The organism is Microcoleus sp. Pol12B5 (assembly GCF_036701335.1).
In the GTDB taxonomy this organism is placed as follows: Bacteria; Cyanobacteriota; Cyanobacteriia; order Cyanobacteriales; family Microcoleaceae; genus Microcoleus.
The window spans coordinates 55,559-76,019 of the sequence record NZ_JAUBQQ010000011.1 but is presented as its reverse complement, the minus strand read 5'-3'; the positions used below and the strand labels follow the sequence as shown (position 1 = coordinate 76,019).

General features: G+C 45.3%; 15 protein-coding genes and 1 pseudogene. 13 read left to right on the top strand and 3 right to left on the bottom strand.

Features of this window, described 5'->3' with window-relative positions:
* Positions 1-26 precede the first annotated feature (26 nt).
* From QUA24_RS08605 to QUA24_RS08565, 9 genes and pseudogenes are all read left to right on the top strand, one after another.
* On the top strand, positions 27-611 hold the full coding sequence (locus tag QUA24_RS08605; RefSeq protein ID WP_333052547.1) for a zf-TFIIB domain-containing protein: 585 nt from the start codon (positions 27-29) through the stop codon (positions 609-611).
* 539 nt (positions 612-1,150) lie between these two features.
* The gene (locus QUA24_RS08600) at positions 1,151-2,824 is read left to right on the top strand and encodes an ABC transporter ATP-binding protein (protein WP_333228839.1); all 1,674 of its coding nucleotides are present in this window, start codon (positions 1,151-1,153) and stop codon (positions 2,822-2,824) included.
* Between the two features lie 121 nt (positions 2,825-2,945).
* The gene (locus QUA24_RS08595; protein WP_333228837.1) at positions 2,946-4,019 is read left to right on the top strand and encodes an RNA polymerase sigma factor, RpoD/SigA family; all 1,074 of its coding nucleotides are present in this window, start codon (positions 2,946-2,948) and stop codon (positions 4,017-4,019) included.
* 176 nt (positions 4,020-4,195) lie between these two features.
* Positions 4,196-4,681, top strand: coding sequence for a GNAT family N-acetyltransferase (locus QUA24_RS08590; protein ID WP_333213589.1), 486 nt, complete (start codon positions 4,196-4,198; stop codon positions 4,679-4,681).
* Between the two features lie 225 nt (positions 4,682-4,906).
* Positions 4,907-5,113, top strand: a complete 207-nt coding sequence (locus QUA24_RS08585) for a glycogen debranching protein (protein WP_333038077.1) — start codon at positions 4,907-4,909, stop codon at positions 5,111-5,113.
* Between the two features lie 374 nt (positions 5,114-5,487).
* Complete coding sequence (locus tag QUA24_RS08580) at positions 5,488-6,483, top strand: AEC family transporter (protein WP_333228835.1); 996 nt, start codon at positions 5,488-5,490, stop codon at positions 6,481-6,483.
* Positions 6,484-6,557: 74 nt separating this feature from the next.
* Positions 6,558-6,683 (top strand): annotated as a pseudogene (locus QUA24_RS08575) (Uma2 family endonuclease); the annotation flags it as partial.
* Between the two features lie 188 nt (positions 6,684-6,871).
* Entirely contained in the window at positions 6,872-7,285 is a 414-nt protein-coding gene (locus QUA24_RS08570) for a nuclear transport factor 2 family protein (protein ID WP_333228833.1), read from the top strand.
* A 361-nt stretch (positions 7,286-7,646) separates the two neighbouring features.
* Positions 7,647-8,135 (top strand): hypothetical protein, encoded by a 489-nt coding sequence (locus QUA24_RS08565; protein WP_333228831.1) that lies wholly within the window; start codon positions 7,647-7,649, stop codon positions 8,133-8,135.
* Positions 8,136-8,258: 123 nt separating this feature from the next.
* On the opposite strand, the gene QUA24_RS08560 is transcribed toward QUA24_RS08565, so the two are convergent.
* The 3 genes from QUA24_RS08560 to QUA24_RS08550 all read right to left on the bottom strand — a co-directional run bounded on the left by QUA24_RS08560 (position 8,259) and on the right by QUA24_RS08550 (position 10,487).
* Positions 8,259-8,927 carry a 2OG-Fe dioxygenase family protein gene (locus tag QUA24_RS08560; protein WP_333228829.1) on the bottom strand — a complete coding sequence of 223 codons (669 nt, stop codon included), beginning with the start codon at positions 8,925-8,927 and terminating at the stop codon, positions 8,259-8,261.
* A 187-nt stretch (positions 8,928-9,114) separates the two neighbouring features.
* Entirely contained in the window at positions 9,115-9,879 is a 765-nt protein-coding gene (locus QUA24_RS08555) for an aldolase/citrate lyase family protein (protein WP_333228826.1), read from the bottom strand.
* A 95-nt stretch (positions 9,880-9,974) separates the two neighbouring features.
* Positions 9,975-10,487, bottom strand: a complete 513-nt coding sequence (locus QUA24_RS08550; protein WP_333228824.1) for a hypothetical protein — start codon at positions 10,485-10,487, stop codon at positions 9,975-9,977.
* A 161-nt stretch (positions 10,488-10,648) separates the two neighbouring features.
* On the opposite strand from QUA24_RS08550, the gene QUA24_RS08545 reads away from it, so the two are divergent.
* The 4 genes from QUA24_RS08545 to QUA24_RS08530 all read left to right on the top strand — a co-directional run bounded on the left by QUA24_RS08545 (position 10,649) and on the right by QUA24_RS08530 (position 20,461).
* A complete protein-coding gene (locus QUA24_RS08545) occupies positions 10,649-12,721 on the top strand; it encodes an FAD-dependent oxidoreductase (protein ID WP_333228822.1) in 2,073 nt (690 codons plus the stop codon).
* A 292-nt stretch (positions 12,722-13,013) separates the two neighbouring features.
* Complete coding sequence (locus QUA24_RS08540; RefSeq protein WP_333228820.1) at positions 13,014-18,830, top strand: HAMP domain-containing protein; 5,817 nt, start codon at positions 13,014-13,016, stop codon at positions 18,828-18,830.
* Positions 18,831-18,954: 124 nt separating this feature from the next.
* A complete protein-coding gene (locus QUA24_RS08535) occupies positions 18,955-19,782 on the top strand; it encodes a protein-glutamate O-methyltransferase CheR (protein ID WP_333228818.1) in 828 nt (275 codons plus the stop codon).
* Complete coding sequence (locus QUA24_RS08530) at positions 19,736-20,461, top strand: chemotaxis protein CheB (RefSeq protein WP_333228815.1); 726 nt, start codon at positions 19,736-19,738, stop codon at positions 20,459-20,461. Before QUA24_RS08535 ends, QUA24_RS08530 begins: the two co-directional genes overlap by 47 nt.

Genomic DNA, 20,461 nt, shown 5'->3' with positions numbered 1-20,461 from the left:
TTAATAAGGCAAGGAGAAATAAAGCGGTGGAATGTCCAAAATGTAAACATCCCAATTTAGAAGGCGGTACCTTAGCGGGCCGTATGTCGGTGCAGTGGTGTCCCAACTGTTACGGTATCTGGATTCCAGGCAGAGAATACGAAGCTTGGCAAAAAGAGCAAAGCCAGTGGTATAACAAATCCGAGAAGCCTGATGCGACAGCGACTCTCGGCATAGAATTCACGCCGTCTCCCTACGACAGCAAAGCAGCGCTGTGTCCCGAAGACGGTCACTATCTGTCGCGGGCGAAAGTTCCTTTCAGCAGAGTGCCCTTTTACATAGAGCGCTGTATGTTGTGCGGGGGCATTTGGTGCGATAACGGCGAGTGGGACATTCTCGAAAGTCTGGGATTCCACACCGAGATTGACAAGATGTTTTCTCCGAATTGGCAAGCTAAGGCCCGCGTGCAAGAACTCGCCTCTCGGGAACGTCAAGTGCTGACTGAGAAGCTGGGGCCGGATATCGCCGGATATGTGTTGGAACTCGCGGAAGTTTTAGCAGACCATCCTCACGCAGATTGTGCCGCTACTTACATACTGCGGAGAGCTGAGTTGAAGCGAAGGGAAATTTAGTCAGTTGGCTGTTGACAGTTGACTGTTAACGGTTGACTGTTGACTGTTGTTAGTAAGCGGCGGGTCGGTTAATGATGTAGTAATAAAATCTTGGTTTGTAGCAATTTATATTGGTATTTACAAACAGCATAGTTGACGGTTGAATATTGACGGTTCTTAGTAAGCGGTGGGTCGGTTAATGATGTAGTGATAAAATTTTTGTTTGTAGCAGCAAGTTCTATTGGTATTTACAAACAGCATAGTTGATGATTGACTGTTAACAGTTGACTGTTGACTGTTGTTAGTAAGCAGTTGGTCGGTTAATGATGTAGTGATAATTTTTTGTTTGTAGCAGCAAGTTCTATTGGTATTTACAAACAGCATATTGCTTCCTTGCCAATAACTAATAAGTCCTGAACAATACTAATAACTAACAACTAACCGCCAGTAGATTGATAAATAATAAATAACAACAGACAACTGTTAACCGTTAAGAGTCAACAGACAACAGACAACAGACAACAGACAACAACAGACTAAGGACTAAGGACTAATAACTAATGACTAATGACTCTTCTCTATTTTCCGTTGACAATCTGCGAGTAGCTTATCCCCAGCGGCGAGGCCAATCCGGTTGGGCCGTTGACGGGGTTTCCCTGACGCTGAAACCGGGGGAAAAGCTCGGATTAGTTGGGGAGTCTGGGTGCGGTAAGTCAACTTTGGGAAGGGCGGCGATGCGGTTGCTGCCGGATTCAACGCTGATTGAGGGGCGAGTTAGTTTTGCTGGAGAGTCGGTGTTTGATATGAATGCTTCGCGGCTGAGGCGGTTTCGGGGCGAAGCTGTAGCATTGATTTTTCAAGATCCGATGACTCGTCTCGATCCTTTGATGACTGTCGGGGAACATTGCATCGAGACTTTGCAAGCTCACAGACCGAATTTGGATCGCAAGCAAGCTAAGAAACGGGCGATCGAAACTCTGGAAGCTGTAAAAATTCCCGCGTCTCGTTGGTCGCAATTTCCCCACGAATTTAGTGGCGGAATGCGGCAAAGAGTAGCAATTGCTTTGGCTCTTTTGCTCGATCCCAAATTAATTGTGGCGGACGAACCGACTACAAGTTTGGACGTAACTGTAGCTGCTCAGATTTTGCAGGAATTAACCAGACTTTGTGAGGAACGGGGAACGGCTATTTTGTTGATTTCTCACGATTTGGCGATGGTGGCTGAGTATTGCGATCGCATTGCGGTGATGTACGGCGGTAAAGTTGTAGAAACCGGGCCGGTACTAAACGTTTTTGAGAAGCCGCAGCACGAATATACTCGATCGCTCCTCAAAGCAGCTTTGCACATTCAAGCCGATTCTGACAAAGGGTTAGCATTCGAGGAAATCAGGACTGAAGTCGTTACTGCAAACTCAACAAATTCGCCTCTTTTGACCGTAACGAATTTGCAGCAACACTACAGTTTAGAAAGCAATTTATTAGATCAGTTGTTTTCTAGGAATCGTCAGGTAATTAAAGCCGTAGACGGCGTTAGTTTAGACCTACAACGGGGAGAAACCCTAGGGCTGGTGGGGGAGTCAGGCTGCGGAAAAAGTACCTTGTCACGCACGATTTTGCAGCTAATTACTGCGACTGGTGGCAAAGTTGAATTTCAAGGAATAGATATAACTGCCCTGAACCGGGATGCTGTGAGGAAGCACCGCCGCGAAATGCAAATGATCTTTCAAGACCCCCACGCTTGCCTGAATCCGATGATGACTGTCGGGCAAAGTATTGCTGACCCTTTGTTTATTCACAAATTAGCTAATGGCAGCGAAGCTAAAAAACAAGTAATCCAAATGTTAGAGCGGGTGGGTTTAACTCCTGGGGAGGATTTCTTTCGTCGCTATCCGGGGGAATTGTCAGGAGGACAACAGCAGCGAGTTTCGATCGCCCGCGCTTTAATTACTCGGCCGCAACTGATAATTTGCGACGAACCTGTGAGTATGCTGGATGCCAGCGTGCAGACTCAAGTTTTAGAGCTGATGTTGGAGTTGAAGCAGGAATTTAATTTGACTTATCTGTTTATTACGCACGATTTGTGGGTGGCGAGATTTTTTTGCGATCGTATTGCGGTAATGAATGCTGGAAAAATTGTTGAAATCGGTAAGACTAGGGATATTTTTACTAATCCCCAGCACCCTTACACTCAGCAGTTGTTGCAGGCTGCTCCTTTACTAGCCCGAACTAATTGATTTGGGATTTGGTTGGGATTTCGGATTTGGGATTTCGGATTTGGGATTTCGGAAATTTCCGGTTAAATTGGTTAAAGTTAAGGGATACTTTTCAAATCCTTCCACCGACACCAAGCACGATATGGCAGAATCTGACCTAGGCAGTTTTGCGGTGGCACCCGAAGCCTCATTCGCGATCGCACAAGATGAAGACACCGAGATCGATCGTCCGACGGTAACTCGATCGTCAGCATACAACAACTGGTCTGCCGACGATCCAGTGGGAGCTTTGTTCAAGGAAATGGCTCGGTATCCTCTACTGACAGCAGCCGAAGAAGTAGAGTTAGCGCGCCGCGTTCAAGAATTGGTAGCCCTGGATGAATTAGAACAGCGTTTGCAGCAGGAATTCGACAGAGTGCCGACAAAAGCTGAACTCGCAGCGACTTTAGGGATAAGCGAAACTCAACTGCAACAGCTTCGCCACCAGTGTCAGTCGGCGAAACGGAAAATGATCAGCTCGAATTTGCGCTTGGTGGTTTCGATTGCCAAACGCTATCTTAATCGGGGCGTGCCTTTTCTCGATTTAATTCAGGAAGGAGCTTTGGGTTTGAATCGGGCAGCCGAAAAGTTCGATCCGGAGAAGGGTTACAAGTTTTCTACTTATGCCTATTGGTGGATTCGCCAAGGAATTACCCGGACAATTGCCAATCAAGGGCGGACGATTCGCTTGCCTGTTCACATTGTCGAACAGTTAAATAAACTCAAAAAAGTTTATCGAGATTTGAAGCGTTCTCTTCAACGAAATCCAAGTGAAACTGAACTTGCTAGAGAAATGCAAGTTACTTGCGAACAGCTTCGCTACCTCCAGCAAGTACGTCGGCAATCTTTGTCTCTCAACCACCGCATCGGCTCAGAAGAAAGTTCGGAACTTTTGGATGTTCTCGAAGATAACGCGACACAATCTCCCGAAGCTCAGATGAATGAGATGATGATGCGCCAAGATATTTTGGAGGTGTTGGACAGTATTTTGACTGAGCGGGAAAAAGAGATTGTTGCTATGCGTTACGGTTTGCTGACCGGCGAACCTTACACTTTAGAAGAGGTCAGCAGTTTGTTCAATTTGTCCCGCGAACGAGTCCGTCAAATTCAAAATAAGGCAATGCGAAAGCTGCGCCGCCCTCAAGTGACGGAACGATTGAAGGGTTGGTTGAAATAAACTAAAAAAAATTGAGTTGGCATTTTGAAAAATCTTAAAATTATTGTGGGGTGGCACTCCGAGGCCACTGTAAATATGCTGGTTTAATGTGGAAAAAATTAATTAAAAATTACCAATTAAAAATGTCTGGATGTGGTATTTTTAATTGTTGATTGTCGCGTACTACTTACTTATTTATGTCTTCTGAGGTAATTTTGCGTCCAGCTACCCGCGCCGACGTGCCGGTGCTGTTTGATTTGATTAAAGCTTTAGCTGAGTACGAAAAATTATCTCATGCCGTTACTGGGAATGCGGTTGATTTGGAGCATCATTTGTTTGGCGATCGACCTTTTGCTGAAGCGATTTTAGCCGAGTGCGAAAATCGAGTTGTGGGCTGGGCGCTGTTTTTTTACAATTATTCTACTTTTTTGACTCAGCCGGGAATTTATTTGGAAGATTTGTTTGTGGTGCCTGAGTTTCGAGGGCGGGGAATTGGCAAGTCTTTGATAGTTTATTTAGCACAGTTGACGGTTGAAAGGGGCTGCGGGCGTTTGGAATGGAGTGTTTTGGATTGGAATGAATTGGCGATCGGATTTTACAAGGGTATCGGTGCTGATGTGATGCCCGACTGGCGGATTTGCCGGGTTGCGGGCGAGTCTTTAGCAAATTTGGCATCGAAGTAATTTAGGGCGGGCTAGAAGCCCAACCCCTACTCCCCACAAAAAATTCATCTGTTGTGGAACAGGCATCTTGCCTGTGTGTGGAACAGGCATCTTGCCTGTGTGTGGAACAGGCATCTTGCCTGTTAACCTAAAATGCCGCACTAGGGTTAATTAATACCTACCTACTTAATTGACAAAAATATAGGAAAATTTAGATAATAGTTAAGTTAATTGGGAGAGTAGATCGTGATTATTTGGGTAAACGAGCAAATCGATCCGTCTGGTATTCTTTATTCTTGCATTGCTTGTTGCGATGAGACTCAAGCGAAGGATTGCCACGAATCTTTTGAGAAGAATTTGACGGCAGAACAAAAACAGCAGGGCTGGGTTGCTACTTTGCGGACTGTTAGTTCTTGGGATGAGGTTCCTGTTAATGCTTTGAAATTGAATTGATTAGTGCAAGTCATCAGCCGCTTTAGTCTCCTCCTGTTTCCGTTCGCTTGAAATGGCAGGAAAACGTTGCACGCTTGTGAGTCCAAGGCAAGATAACTCGATCGCACATTGGTCAAATTAACAGAGGTTTTGTGAATCTGAAGGCAAAAAGCTGCAAGCATTTGGGGCGGCCAGTCTGAGGATTGTGCTCTGGAAGGTGCGGGAATTTGGGCGGAAATTTTCGGGCCTGCAGTGCTGCGAACACGCTAGGACGAAAAAGCGTGCAAGTGCGATCCTCTTTGAGGGCTCCGCTAACGACAATTGGCATTTCTTAAACGGATTTTAGCATTACTATTAATAGATAGAGGCATTTCCAATTGTCTAGTTAAATTTTTATGATTGAAACCTTATTTCACGCTTATACGCCTCTAGTTATCTGGACTGGCTTAGGACTGCTGCTGTTTCGGTACATCCCAGTTGACTTTCCCAAGCTGCTGAGCCACTTTCTTTTCTGGATTGGGATACCGCTGCAAATTCTAGTTTTAGCCCGTCAAAGCGATTTTTCGGGTGCTGTGGGATTCACACCTGCGATCGCCATATTCGTGTTATTTCTGAGTACGAGTTGTGCTTGGCTGACTTGGGTATTATTGCGTAGGCTGAGTGCTGCCCACATCCAAAAGCCCTATTTTCAGGGCAAAAATTCTCTAGTCAATTTGTTTTTAGTAAATTTTAATTCCCTGAAGCGATCGAGCGAAGGGAGTTTTATCCTAGCTTCGATGTTAGGGAATACGGGCTTTGTTGGATTAGCAATCACCCCGTCTATCATCAGCACCGATAACACCAACTGGGCTGTCTTGTACAGCGTCACTAACAACGTTATTGGAACTTATTGTTTCGGTGTATTTATTGCTAGCTATTTCGGGAACTCCGAGCAAAAAAATCACTGGTGGACTCAGATCCGGGACGTGCTGACAGTTCCCGCCCTGTGGGCTTTTTTAATTGGTTTTTATACTAGAAACATCCCCCTGCCCGAGATAGTGGAATCGGGATTACAGACTGCTGTTTGGGTGGTAATTGCCAGTGCTTTGCTGTTGGTTGGCATCCGGCTGAGGTCTATTAAGAAATGGGAAAGTTTTGAACTGGCGTTAATCCCGTCGCTGTTAAAAGTGGTAATTGTGCCGGTGCTGATCGGATTGGGTGCTAGTTATTTCGGATTGAGCGGCGATCCGAGGTTCGTGTTGGTGTTGATGTCGGGAACGCCCACAGCTCTTTCCGTGCTGATTTTAGCAGAAGTCTACGAGCTCGATCACGATTTGTTAGCTAGCAGCATCGCCATCACTTCTGTTGGTTTACTGCTGATGCTTCCGTTGTGGTTAGCTGGGTTTAGTTAATATTAGCTGGAGTCTACAATCGGCGGAATCTAAAATTTCGCATTAGAATAAACAATAACTGTACGGAAAAGAGGATGAACGAGACAATAACTGCTAGAAGTCGGCCTCGTACATTCCCCGACCATACCCAACTGCCAGACTCCGACGGTACGTTTGTGAAAAATTTTCACGAGCATCCCCAGAGCATCATTCTGGCAGATTGGATGTTTTGGGATTTGCTAGCCGTAATGGAGAGCAAGAGCGCGATTGTACTCCGTTGGCTGTAGTTAGCGACTGCGAGCAATGGGAATCGATCCCGATGCTGAGGATTGATATCAAATTCCCAAAACTCTCTCTGTAGCGCGAGCATCCCGCACCTGATCTTTTATAATCACAAAAAACAAAGCTTATGGAAACTAAACCACCTCTACCGCCCTTTACGTTGGAAACAGCTAAAGCCAAAGTTCAAGCTGCTGAAGATGCCTGGAATACCCGCGATCCTGAACGAGTAGCCTTAGCTTATACGGAAGATTCTCAGTGGCGAAACCGTGCCGAATTCTTCAGTGGCAGGGAAGAAATCAAGGCTTTTTTAAGACGAAAATGGTCAAAGGAATTAGATTACCGTTTAAAGAAAGAACTGTGGAGTTTTACAGATAATCGGATTTCTGTCCGATTTGAGTATGAGTGGCACGATGATTCTGGCTATTGGTATCGCGCCTATGGTAATGAACAGTGGGAATTTGCCGAAAATGGGTTAATGCGAAGACGTGAAGCTAGTATTAATGATGTTCCCATTCAAGAGTCGGAACGGAAGTTTCGATAAGATTTATCTGTGAGTTGCTAGAGGCATAAACCTGGCTTTTTAGGAAAATATGCAGGTTTGTAGTCAGGACTTGAGTCATGATTGACTAAACGCCAGAAAGACGAATAAAGTCCTCACTACTAACGAAAGGTTTGTAGTAATGACTTGAGTCATGATTAGAACTCTTGCAAAAACACAAAGCACCCACCCCAACCCTGCCCTTGAGTCAGGGGAAGAAGCAAGATTATTCTTGTTTCTCCCCTGAATAAGGGGGGACTTGCTGGAGGTGAATTTGACTTTTGCAAGAACTGTAGAGAAGTTTATAGAGCATTTGCGATCGTGTAGAATATGAAAAAATAATTTTAATGGAGTGTTGTTGCAAATGAAATTTTTGGCGATCCAAACACTAATTTTTAGTTCTATCCTTCTGTCAATCTCATCATTGTCCTCTGCTCAAAGTAATCAACAGGGCTCTACAATTCTACCCACAGGAGCTTACTACGCTCAAGGAACAATGTTCAATAACTCCCGTAGAGAGATTGCACATCAAAACAATAGAATCTGCATCAAGATCGTTGATGGCCCTGCAAATCCCTACAAAGGAGTCGAATCTATCACAATTAGCAGCGTGTCTGTTGAAAATGGGAAATACTATATTGATGCAACTGGCACGGAGCTAGTATTAAAAAACAATGGAAAAGCATTCTCTGGCGACATTCGCGGTACATGGGAGTATAGAGGTATCTCCCCCGATCCCAGGAGTCAACCCATACAAGCTAAAAAAATGGCAGAATGTGTAGCGGCGCAAGGACGATATGTGCAGAAGATGGAAGGAATATCAATTTCAGGAATCGATTTTCCCAAGCATTAACCATCATTGAAATGGGGAGGGGCGCAACCAAAAGGTGATCTGTGGGATGCAGTAATGGGTAATCGAAGTAAGGTGCGCTGCGCGCACCCTACATCATTAGGTTATTCGTCCCAGACTGTATCCTCAATCGGTAAGCAAACTCGGAGAAGTCAGCACAAAGACATCCCTGGTTCCCACCCCTTCAGATTCCGGTTTAATCGGTGTAGTAAAGTGGAAAAACTCGTGGTCGTTAACTAACAGCAATTCTCCCGGTTGCAGAATTTTATTAAAAACAGGCTTCTCTTTTTTAGCCAAGTACAAATGCGTTTCCCCGCCGACAATATTAGTTCTGTCAACCGAGAAAATCCCGATAAAGTCAGTACCGTCTTGGTGAATGCCTTCCGGTGCGGGGTTGCCGAAATTGTTTGGCGAACAAGTCGTCCTGATTTGATGGATGCCGATTTCAGCTTCCGGGTGAATTTTGCAGGAATCGAAAAAAGCAAAAATCATCTGTTTGAAATTATCGAGGGCGATTAGCCGATCGTCCAATTCGGCAAATTCCCGCCTGATATCACCCACTAGCGGATTGTATGTTTTGCTTTGATACAAATAGCCGTGAGGTAACTTAACTAACTCATTTCCGTTGACTACAAACCGCGACAATCTTCTCGAACGATACTTACCTTTCACATACGGATCGACAGGCATATCGTCAAAAAATTCCTTGAAACCTTCTAGCTTAATCGAGTTTACTTTTTTGAAAGTAAACATGAAGGCATAATCCAAATGAATGGATTCTAATACGGTTTTCATAGATTTTACTCCCTGAAGCCTTGCTCCCCTCCCTAATTTTGCCTAGAGGAGGTGTATGCTTCTACTCTAGCGCAGGATTTTTGTATGTGTCGTAAAAAACACTACAAAAATTGCAAAGATATCGTAAAGACGACAAGATGAATTGGGTGCTGGTTCTTCTTTTAATCCAAAATCCCCAATCTAAAATCTAAAATCGATTGACTGCTTTCACCAGCGACTGACAGGCCCGCAGGAAAACGGCAACATCGACCCCAAGTGCGACGTACTGAACGCCAGCATCAATCCACTGCTGGGCGATTTCGGGGTTTTCGGCAAAAGTACCGGCGGCTTTGCCTGCTTTGCGGATGGTTTGGACTGCCTCTTGCATCATGTCGATGACTCGGGGATCGCGGACTTGGCCGGGAATGCCGATAGACTGTGACAAATCGTAAGGCCCCAGAAAAATCACGTCCACCTCTGGCACAGTAACAATTTCTGCCAGGTTGTCGATGCCGCATTTGCCTTCGACATGAATCACAACTAAGGATTCTTCGTTGAGTCGATCGGTGATATTTGTACCTGCAGCGGTGTAAAGTCCTGCCCGCGTAGCAAAGGAAAGGCCTCGCGTGCCAAGAGGACTGTATTTAGCACTTTTGACAGCGGTTTCGGCATCGATTTTGCTTTCAATTTGAGGTACTTGAACTCCTGCACTGCCGATGTCGAGAGCTCGTTGAATTTGCGGCCCGTCGTTTTTGCGGACACGAACAATCGGTGCAATTCCGGTGCAGTCGGCGGCGCGACACAAATCTTCAGCAGCAAGCGGGTTCAGGGGGCCGTGTTCCATATCGATAACGGCGAAATCAAATCCAGCGTGACCGCAGATTTCCATGAATGCGGGATAAGCGCAGTTCATAAATAAACCGAGGACTGTTTCGCCTTGTTTAATTTTTTGTTTGAGTTGGTTTTGACGCATGGGTAATCCCGGAAAGTTTAGTTTTTTTTTACTGCCGCAGATGAAGCCAGATTGTTTTTAACAATACAGCTCAAATATGGTCGTAATCAATTACTTTATGTTAAGAGAATAGACAGGAACTTTATAGCTGCTTTTGCTTCTATTTTAAAAGGAATCAAGCACAAAAGCCACCCAAAAATAAACATTCCTAAAATGGGTAAAAATATTGCTCCCACGGAGGGTTCGACTAACCAAGCAAATAAAGAAAACATTCCAATACTGCCAGTTGTCCACAGCCACAGAATCAGAAATCCTATAACTGTTGTATGTAAACTCATCCTAATCCTGATGGAACAACCGAACTGTTGATTATGTATATCTCCTTGTATAATTGGGAACAATAAATGTCTGCCGATGATGATGCGATTAATTTTGAAGGTTTTGCCATAAATCGTTCCTTCATAGGGTTTCGCAGGGGGCTGACCAAAGGGTATAATTATTCTAAAAACTTTGGGAGGAGTAACAACTTCGTCCAACCTGCGTAAAACTTCCGAATAAGTTAAACTGGTGGTAATTGTTAAAGTCTCAAAAGGAATAAATAACCTAAAAAATTTGACTATCTTGAGCATAAGATTCATCCGGCTGTTCAATAGTTGTTGCTGGTATTAATGCCTCTTCTCTAAAAAAGTTTTCCCTGACAACAGCGCGAAATACCAGTATACTGCAAAATAAACATTTAAATGGGATGAGTGTTTTTCGCGCTATGTCAAAATTAATTCCACAATCTCCGATGAAACTTCGACACTATCTATTTTTGCTCAAAGGTCGATCGATCCTTAGCCTCACCCTCGGCATAATTTCCGCGATGGGGAGCATTTCGCCAGTATTTGCTGCACCTCCCCGCAATCCCGACACTGCTGAAACTTGCGACATTCTAGTAGCAGGCGGCGGTCTCGCAGGGGCTGCTACCGCTTACGAAGGTTTGCTGGCGGGGCGCACAGTTTGCCTCACTGAAATTACTGATTGGGTAGGCGGTCAAATTTCCTCCCAGGGAACTTCCGCACTCGATGAAAGAGATACTCAGCGATCGCTCTTATATTACCCCCGCGGCTACCTAGAATTGCGGCAGCGGATCGAGCAACATTACGGCCGGCTAAATCCCGGAGGCTGTTGGGTTAGCTATTCGTGTTTCATGCCCTACGACGGTCACAAAATTCTATTTAACATTTTGCAGGATGCCGCTAAAAAAGGCAAAGGCACGCTGAAATGGTTTCCCAATACAGTTATTAAAGAACTAGCAATTACTCCTGCTGTGGCAGGGAATGCGGTTGGGGGCCAACAAATTAAAAGTGCGATCGCCATTCAACACAAACCCGCCGCCAACACGCCGCCAATCAACACCGAAACTCTTTCTCAGACGATCGAAGATGCCTATCGCTACGAAAATTCTCCGCGATTTAACAAAACTATTATTCGGTTTATTCCCAAACCACCTAACCAGTCAAATTCAAAACTTATATCTGCTGAGTGGTACGTGGTAGATGCCACCGAAACAGGTGAATTGATCGGACTTGCGGATGTTCCCTACCGCCTCGGAATCGACCCGCGTTCTCCTCTCGAACCTTCCTCCCCCAGCCCAACCGGCGACGCTTACTGCACTCAAGGTTTTACCTACACCTTTGCGATGCAAGCAACGAAGGAACCGCAGCAGCATCAAGTGCCGTCTTTTTATCAACAATACGCTCCTTACTACAGCTACGAATTGCAGAGATTGGCGAGCTTTCCCTTAGTTTTCACCTACCGTCAAATCAGGAGCATGAGACCGGATGAAAAGCGACCTTCAGACCCGAAGCAAATCCCGATTTATCCGGGGGATATTTCGATGCAAAACTGGACTTGGGGCAATGACTATCGTCCCGGTTCTGCCCAGGATAATTTAATTTATTCTCGCGAGCAACTGGAAGAAGCAGGTCAACTGCAACCGGGGGGATGGATGGGCGGTTTGCGAACCGAAACTTTGCGAAAGGGAGAGGAAAATGCCAAAGGATTTTTTTACTGGCTGGTAACAGGAACTACTGACTCGCAGCTAGGAGATGGAGTGAAAAAGCCTAATCCAAACAATCGTTTTTTGAGCGGGTTGGATTCGCCGATGGGGACGGCGCACGGACTTTCTAAATATCCTTATATGCGGGAGGGTCGGCGTATTATTGGGCGGCCGAGTTTCAATCAGCCTCAAGGTTTTACCGTGTGGGAAGTTGATATGTCTCGCACTGACTTTAAGGCTGATTTTTATCGCCAGAATTTGTCGGAGGAAGAGTATCGGAATTTGTGGTTGGCTGTGGGTGGTTTGAATGCGCCGGCTTTGGCTGTGGGAAGTCAATCTGTTGAGGATACAAAATCGCGATCGCGCGCTACGATTTATCCTGATTCTGTGGGTATCGGTCATTATGCGATCGACTTTCACCCCTGCATGACCAACAGTCCGCCGGAAGCACCAGGAAATACCGAACGCGAAGGCACTCGCAAAGCTCAAGGGCAAGCTTATCCCTTCCAAATTCCGCTGCGGGCAATGATTCCCCAAAAAATTGACAATATGTTAGTGGCGGGTAAAAGTATTGCTGTTAGCCACACAGCGGCCGCTGCTTATCGAGTGCATTCTTTTGAATGGTCTGCCGGTGCGGCGGCGGGAGTTACGGCTGCTTTTTCCCTAGAAAAGGGGATTCTCCCTTATGAATTAGTTGACGAATTACCGTCCCGCGAGCCCAACTTGGAAGTGTTGCAGTTGCGATTGCAACAAAATGTTAATCCGATCGCCTTTCCGGGTACTTCTATTTTCAATAGTTCGTGGCAAAATTGGAAATAATCGCAGTTGATAATCTGTAGGGCCGGCATCCTGCCCGCCTTACAATAAAATTCACTCTGTGTGGAACAGGGTGGAACAGGCTTTCGGGCCTGTTCCTGACACCCGACAATTAAGTAGTTAGCAAGAAGAGTTTGCTAACCAGTATAAAATAACCAATAACAAAATAGCTGATAAACAGCAATTTGTCATCCATCTTTCGATAGAAGCAATCAGACACTGCTTTAGTCGGATAATATCAATAATCTCAAAAATATTCCCCCCTTCCCCTTCAAACTCGTCAAAGGTAACGGTCATGTCAACTGCACAGATAACAAGTCCCAATTCCAATAATGGTTATGCCAAACAGTTACTCAGAACCTTAGTAGCTGTCAAAAAAGGGGACTTTTCAGTTCGGATGCCCATAGACCAGACCGGTCTAGCGGGGAAAATTGCTGACGAACTTAACGACATTATCGAGCTCAATGAGAGAATGGCGGCCGAACTCGATCGCATCGGCACAGTTGTCGGTAAAGAAGGGAAAATTGCCCAGCGGGCAACCATCGGCAGCGCCGAGGGGTCATGGGCAGCTAGTGTCAACTCTGTCAATACCCTAATTACAGATTTAGTACAACCAACCTCTGAAACCGCCAGAGTAATTCGGGCCGTAGCAAAAGGGGATTTATCGCAAACTATCGCCTTAGAAATAGAAGACAGACCCCTCAAAGGAGAATTCCTCCAAACAGCGCAAATTGTTAACACAATGGTAGACCAGTTGAGTTCCTTTGCGTCGGAAGTAACGCGGGTAGCTAGAGAAGTAGGAACCGAAGGGAAATTAGGTGTGCAAGCTGAAGTTAAAGGAGTTGCGGGAACCTGGAAAGATTTAACGGATTCAGTTAACTCGATGGCGGGGAATTTAACAGCACAAGTGCGTAACATTGCCGAAGTGACAACGGCGGTGGCAAATGGCGATTTATCCAAAAAAATTACAGTAGATGTTAAAGGCGAAATTCTCGAATTGAAAAACACGATTAACATCATGGTGGATCAGTTGAGTTCCTTCGCATCTGAAGTAACCAGAGTTGCTAGGGAAGTAGGAACGGAAGGCAAATTAGGGGTGCAAGCTGAAGTGCGGGGAGTTGCAGGAACCTGGAAAGATTTAACGGATTCAGTTAATTCAATGGCTGGCAATCTTACCGCACAAGTACGGAACATTGCCGACGTGACGACGGCTGTGGCAAATGGTGACTTATCTAAAAAAATTACAGTAGATGTTAAAGGTGAAATTCTCGAACTGAAAAACACGATTAACATCATGGTGGATCAGTTAAATTCCTTCGCTTCTGAAGTAACGCGGGTGGCGAGAGAAGTGGGTTCCGAAGGCAAACTCGGCGGTCAAGCAGAAGTTAAAGGAGTTGCCGGAACTTGGAAGGATTTAACGGATAGCGTTAACTTCATGGCAGGCAGTTTGACAGCACAAGTGCGGAACATCGCTGAAGTGACAACCGCTGTGGCAAAGGGCGATTTATCTAAGAAAATTACCGTAGATGTTAAAGGGGAAATTCTCGAACTCAAAAATACCGTCAACACCATGGTTGACCAGTTAAATTCCTTCGCATCTGAAGTAACCAGGGTTGCTAGGGAAGTGGGAACGGAAGGGAAGTTAGGCGTGCAAGCTGAAGTGCAGGAAGTAGCAGGAACCTGGAAAGATTTAACGGATTCAGTTAACTCAATGGCCGGAAATTTAACAGCACAAGTCCGCAACATTGCTGAGGTGACGACGGCTGTTGCTAACGGTGACTTATCTAAAAAAATTACGGTACAGGTTAAAGGCGAAATTTTAGAACTGAAAAACACCATTAACGTGATGGTGGATCAGCTTAATTCCTTTGCATCTGAAGTAACCAGGGTTGCTAGGGAAGTGGGTTCCGAAGGTAAACTAGGCGGTCAAGCGGATGTCCGAGGCGTAGCAGGAACTTGGAAGGATTTAACGGATTCAGTTAATTTTATGGCGGGTAGTTTGACAGAGCAAGTACGGAATATTGCGGCTGTTACTACTGCGGTGGCAAATGGCGATTTATCCAAAAAAATTACTGTAGATGTTAAGGGTGAAATTCTGGAGTTAAAAAACACCGTCAACACGATGGTGGATCAGTTAAATTCCTTTGCGTCGGAAGTAACTAGGGTTGCGAGAGAAGTAGGAACCGAAGGGAAATTAGGGGTGCAAGCTGAAGTTAAAGGAGTTGCGGGAACTTGGAAAGATTTAACGGATTCAGTTAACTCGATGGCGGGGAATTTAACAGCACAAGTGCGTAACATTGCCGAAGTGACAACGGCGGTGGCAAATGGCGATTTATCCAAAAAAATTACAGTAGATGTTAAAGGCGAAATTCTCGAACTGAAAAACACGATTAACATCATGGTGGATCAGTTGAGTTCCTTCGCATCTGAAGTAACGCGGGTGGCGAGAGAAGTAGGAACGGAAGGTAAATTAGGTGTGCAAGCTTACGTGCGTGGTGTAGGGGGAACTTGGAAAGATTTAACCGATAATGTTAACTTGATGGCGGGGAATTTGACGGCGCAGGTGCGGAATATTGCGGAAGTGACGAAAGCGGTGGCAAATGGCGATTTGTCTAAGAAAATCACCGTTGATGTTAAAGGCGAAATTCTGGAGTTGAAAGACACTATTAACGTGATGGTGGATCAGCTTAATTCCTTTGCTTCTGAGGTAACGCGGGTGGCACGGGAGGTTGGAACTGAGGGTAAATTGGGCGGTCAAGCTGAGGTGAAAGGAGTTGCAGGAACTTGGAAAGATTTAACCGACAACGTAAACTCGATGGCGGGGAATTTGACAGCGCAAGTGCGGGGTATTGCTAAGGTTGTGACGGCGGTAGCGAATGGCGATTTGAAGCGCAAATTAATGCTGGAAGCTAAGGGAGAAATTGCGACTCTGGCAGATACGATTAATGAGATGATTGATACGCTCGCGACGTTTGCCGATCAAGTTACTACAGTGGCCCGGGAAGTGGGAATTGAAGGGAAATTGGGCGGCCAGGCAAAGGTTCCGGGCGCGGCGGGGACGTGGCGAGATTTGACGGATAATGTGAATGAATTGGCGGCGAATTTGACTACTCAACTGCGGGCGATCGCCGAAGTGGCAATTGCTGTTACCAGAGGCGATTTAACGAGGTCAATTTCCGTCGCCACGGAAGGAGAAGTTGCCATTGTTAAGGACAACATTAACCAGATGATTGCCAATCTCCGGGAGACGACGCAGAAGAATACTGAGCAAGATTGGCTGAAAACCAACCTCGCTAAGTTCACTCGAATGCTACAAGGTCAGCGAGATTTAGAAACTGTTTCTAAACTAATTCTCTCAGAATTGACGCCGCTGGTTTCTGCTCAGCATGGCGTATTCTTTATGATGGAAGCTGTGGAACACGATCCGTTTCTCAAACTGTTAAGTACCTACGCCTACCGCGAACGCAAACAGTTAGGAAATAGATTCCATTTAGGCGAAGGTTTGGTAGGACAGTGCGCCCTGGAAAAGGAACGCATACTGTTGACTGAAGTGCCGGAGAACTACATTAAAATTGGATCTGGGCTGGGAGAATCTACGCCGTTGAATGTTGTGGTTTTACCCGTACTCTTTGAGGGACAAGTGACGGCAGTAATCGAGTTAGCTTCGTTCCGGCGATTCAGCGAAATACACTTAACATTTCTCGACCAACTTACAGAAAGTATCGCCATTGTCTTAAATACAATTGCGGCGAGTATGCGAACGGAAGAGTTGCTGAAACAGTCGCAGTCTTTGGCGGAAGAGTTACAAACTCAGCAAAAGGAACTAACGGAAACTAACAAGCGTCTCGAACAACAAGCGCAGTCTCTCCGCGCATCTGAGGAACTGTTGAAGAGTCAGCAGGAAGAGTTGCAACAAACGAATGAAGAATTAGAAGAACAAGCTGAATTGCTAGCGCTGCAAAATAAGGAAGTTGAGCGGAAAAACCGAGATATTGAACAGGCGAGGGGGTTGTTGGAAGAAAGAGCGGAACAGTTGGCTCTAACTTCTAAGTATAAGTCGGAGTTTCTAGCAAATATGTCTCACGAGTTGCGTACTCCGCTGAATTCGCTGTTGATTCTCGCTCGATTGCTTTCTGACAATACTGAGGGAAATTTGACTCAGAAGCAAGTTGAATACACGCGCACAATTTACTCGGCTGGAACAGATTTGTTAGGGCTGATTAATGACATCTTGGATCTCGCTAAGATTGAATCAGGCACGATGTCAGTGGAAATTGAGCAAGTGTTGTTTACGGACTTGCGAGATCATTTGGATCGGACTTTCCGCCAAATCGCCCAAGATAAGAAGTTGAGTTTTCAATTAGAGCTTGAGTCTGGGTTGCCAAAAGGTCTCTATACTGATGCTAAACGACTGCAACAAGTTTTGAAGAATCTCCTCTCTAATGCGTTTAAGTTTACAGAACGGGGTGAGGTGAAATTGCGTGTCGAAGTAGCGCGGGCCGGGTGGAATTTAGAAATAGAAAGTTTAACGAGTTCCCCTACTGTTTTGGCTTTCTCAGTTAGCGATACCGGGATTGGGATTTCTGCTGAAAAACACCGGGTTATTTTTGAGGCTTTCCAACAAGCAGATGGTAGCACTAGCCGCAAATACGGGGGCACGGGTTTGGGTTTGTCAATTAGTAGAGAAATCGCTAATTTGTTAGGTGGAGAAATTAAATTGACAAGTAGCCCTGGTGAGGGTAGTAGGTTCACGCTTTATCTGCCACAAACTTACCAAGAATCGCGAATAATGAATGATACGGGTTCGGGAACGGGCAAGCAAACGCCTCAATTACCCCCTGCTAATTCTCCCGCACTTCCTTTGCCGAATTTCCACTTGCCGATCGCGCCTTACCCCTCACCTTTAATCTCTGATGATCGAGAAAATATTGAGAGTGACGATCGCGTGCTGTTGATTGTCGAGGATGATGTAAACTTCGCTCGAATTCTCTTGGATATGGCGCAGGAACAGGGTTTTAAAGGTTTGGTGGCTTTGCGGAGCGATATCGGTTTGGCGATGGCGCGAGAGTTCAAGCCAACTGCGATTATGCTGGATCTAAATTTGCCTGTGATGGATGGCTGGACAGTGCTCGATCGCTTGAAGCACGACCCAAGTACGCGCCACATTCCGGTTCACATTGTATCAGTTGAAGAAGGGCGGCAGCGCAGTTTGCAGTTAGGGGCGATCGCCTACTTACAAAAGCCTGTCAGTCGCGAAGCATTGAGCAAAGCTTTGACTGATATTAAGGGGTTTGTAGAGCGACCAGTGAAGAATTTGCTAGTCGTGGAAGACGACGAAACACAGCGTCTAGGTATTGTGGATTTAATCGGTAATCACGATGTTTCTACCACGGCTGTGGGGAGTGGTGCAGAGGCGCTAGAAATTTTGAAATCGGGCCATTTTGACTGCGTTGTACTCGATTTGGGACTACCAGATATGACTGGTTTTGAACTGATAGAGCAGATCAAGCAAGAGGCTACTTTGAAAAGTCTGCCACTTATTATTTATACGGGAAAAGAGTTGACAAGATCCGAAGAAACTCAACTCAAGCGCATGGCGGAAACAATCATTGTTAAAGATGTGCGATCGCCGGAACGTTTGTTAGATGAAACAGCTTTGTTTTTGCACCGAGTGCAAGCAAATTTGCCGGAACCGAAGCGCCAAATGCTAGAGCAATTGTATCAGACAGATTCGACGCTGGCGGGCAAAACAGTCTTGATTGTTGACGACGATATGCGGAATATTTTCGCCCTCACAAGTATGCTAGAGCGCCATAAAATGAAAATTGAGTATGCTGAGAATGGGAGAGAGGGCATTGCTAAACTGCAAAATACGCCTGGCATAAATATTGTGTTGATGGACGTGATGATGCCAGAGATGGACGGTTACGAAACCATGCAAGCAATTCGTAATATGCCTCAATTTGCTTCCTTGCCAATGATTGCTCTTACTGCGAAAGCTATGAAGGGCGATCGGGAAAAATGTATCGAAGCTGGTGCGTCTGACTACATTACCAAACCTGTTGATACGGAACAGTTGCTGTCGCTGCTGCGTGTCTGGCTTTATAGATGAAAGAAGTTATTAGTCATTAGTCATTAGTCAGCAGTCATTAGTCATTAGTCATCAGTCAGCAGTCAACAGTCAACAGTCAACAGTCAACAGTCAACAATGCCCAATAACCAATTACCAATTAAAAATGTCCGAAAGTCATGAACTTGAAACAATCGAAATTCAACTCCTACTAGAGGGAATGTTTCGCTATTACGGATTTGATTTTCGTAATTATGCTCTTGCCTCTCTCAAGCGCCGTATTAGGAACACTATTCGCTCGGAACGGCTCACCACTGTCTCTGCACTTCAGGAAAAGGTACTTCACAATCCTGCTTACTTAGATCGTTTACTGCTGGATATTTCTGTTAATGTAACGGCGATGTTTCGCGATCCCAGTTTTTACATTAGTTTCAGAAATAAAGTGGTGCCGCTGTTGCGTACTTATCCTTTTATTCGGATTTGGCACGCTGGATGCTCAACGGGAGAAGAAGTGTATTCTATGGCAATCTTGCTGCAAGAAGAAGGACTGTATGACCGTTGTCGTATTTACGCTACGGACATGAATGAATTAGTTTTGAAAACAGCCAAAACAGGGATATTCCCGCTGAAACAAATGCAAGAATATACGCAACTATACCACCAATCGGGGGGCAAGAAAGCGTTTTCTGAGTATTACACTGCTGCCTATGAAAATGCGATTTTTCGCTCTTCACTTAAAGATAATATTGTCTTTGCTCACCACAACCTAGCAACGGATAATTCTTTTAATGAATTTAATGTTATTTTATGCCGTAATGTGATGATTTATTTCAATTCACACCTCCAAGAGCGGGTACACAAGCTTTTTTATGAGAGCCTGGGAATGTTTGGAGTTTTAGGACTAGGACATCAGGAGTCTCTGACTTTTACACCTTATGAAAAATACTATGAACCAATTGAAAGTAGTGAGAAACTCTACCGGAGAGTTAAATAAGAAAAATTTTGAAATAGTGGTTGTGGGTACGTCTTTGGGAGGGCTAGAGGCTCTGACTGTGCTGCTGGCAGATTTGCCCCAAAGCTTTCCTTTGCCTGTAGCTATTGTCCAACACCGCCATAAGAGTTCTGAGAATAGGCTTACTTATTTTTTACAAAAGCAAAGCTCTCTCCAAATCACAGAGGCAAAAGACAAAGAGCCGATCGCACCTGGACGGGTTTACTTGGCTCCTGCTGACTATCACTTGCTAATAGAATCGCCCTCTGACGAGGAGTTTATCCTGTATGAAAACGACTTTACAGAATGGGGGAGCGTGGCACTGGAGTCAATCCATAATTCAAACTCCCCAATCCGCAATCGCGGAACTCCTACATTTGCACTATCAACTGAGGCTCCTGTCTGCTATGCGCGGCCCTCAATCGATGTGCTGTTTGAGTCTGCTGCGGATGCCTTTGGGGAGAAAGTTATCGGCATAATTTTAACGGGAGCTAATTCGGATGGTAGTAAAGGGCTGGCAAAAATTAAAGCTGAGGGAGGATTGACATTCGTGGAGGAACCGGATTCAGCTCTATGCCCGACCATGCCAGCATCGGCGATCGCAAATGTTGAAGTAGACTGGATTTTACCCCTCTCTAAAATCGCTCCCTGTTTAGTCAATTTGCTAAGAATTAAAGATTAA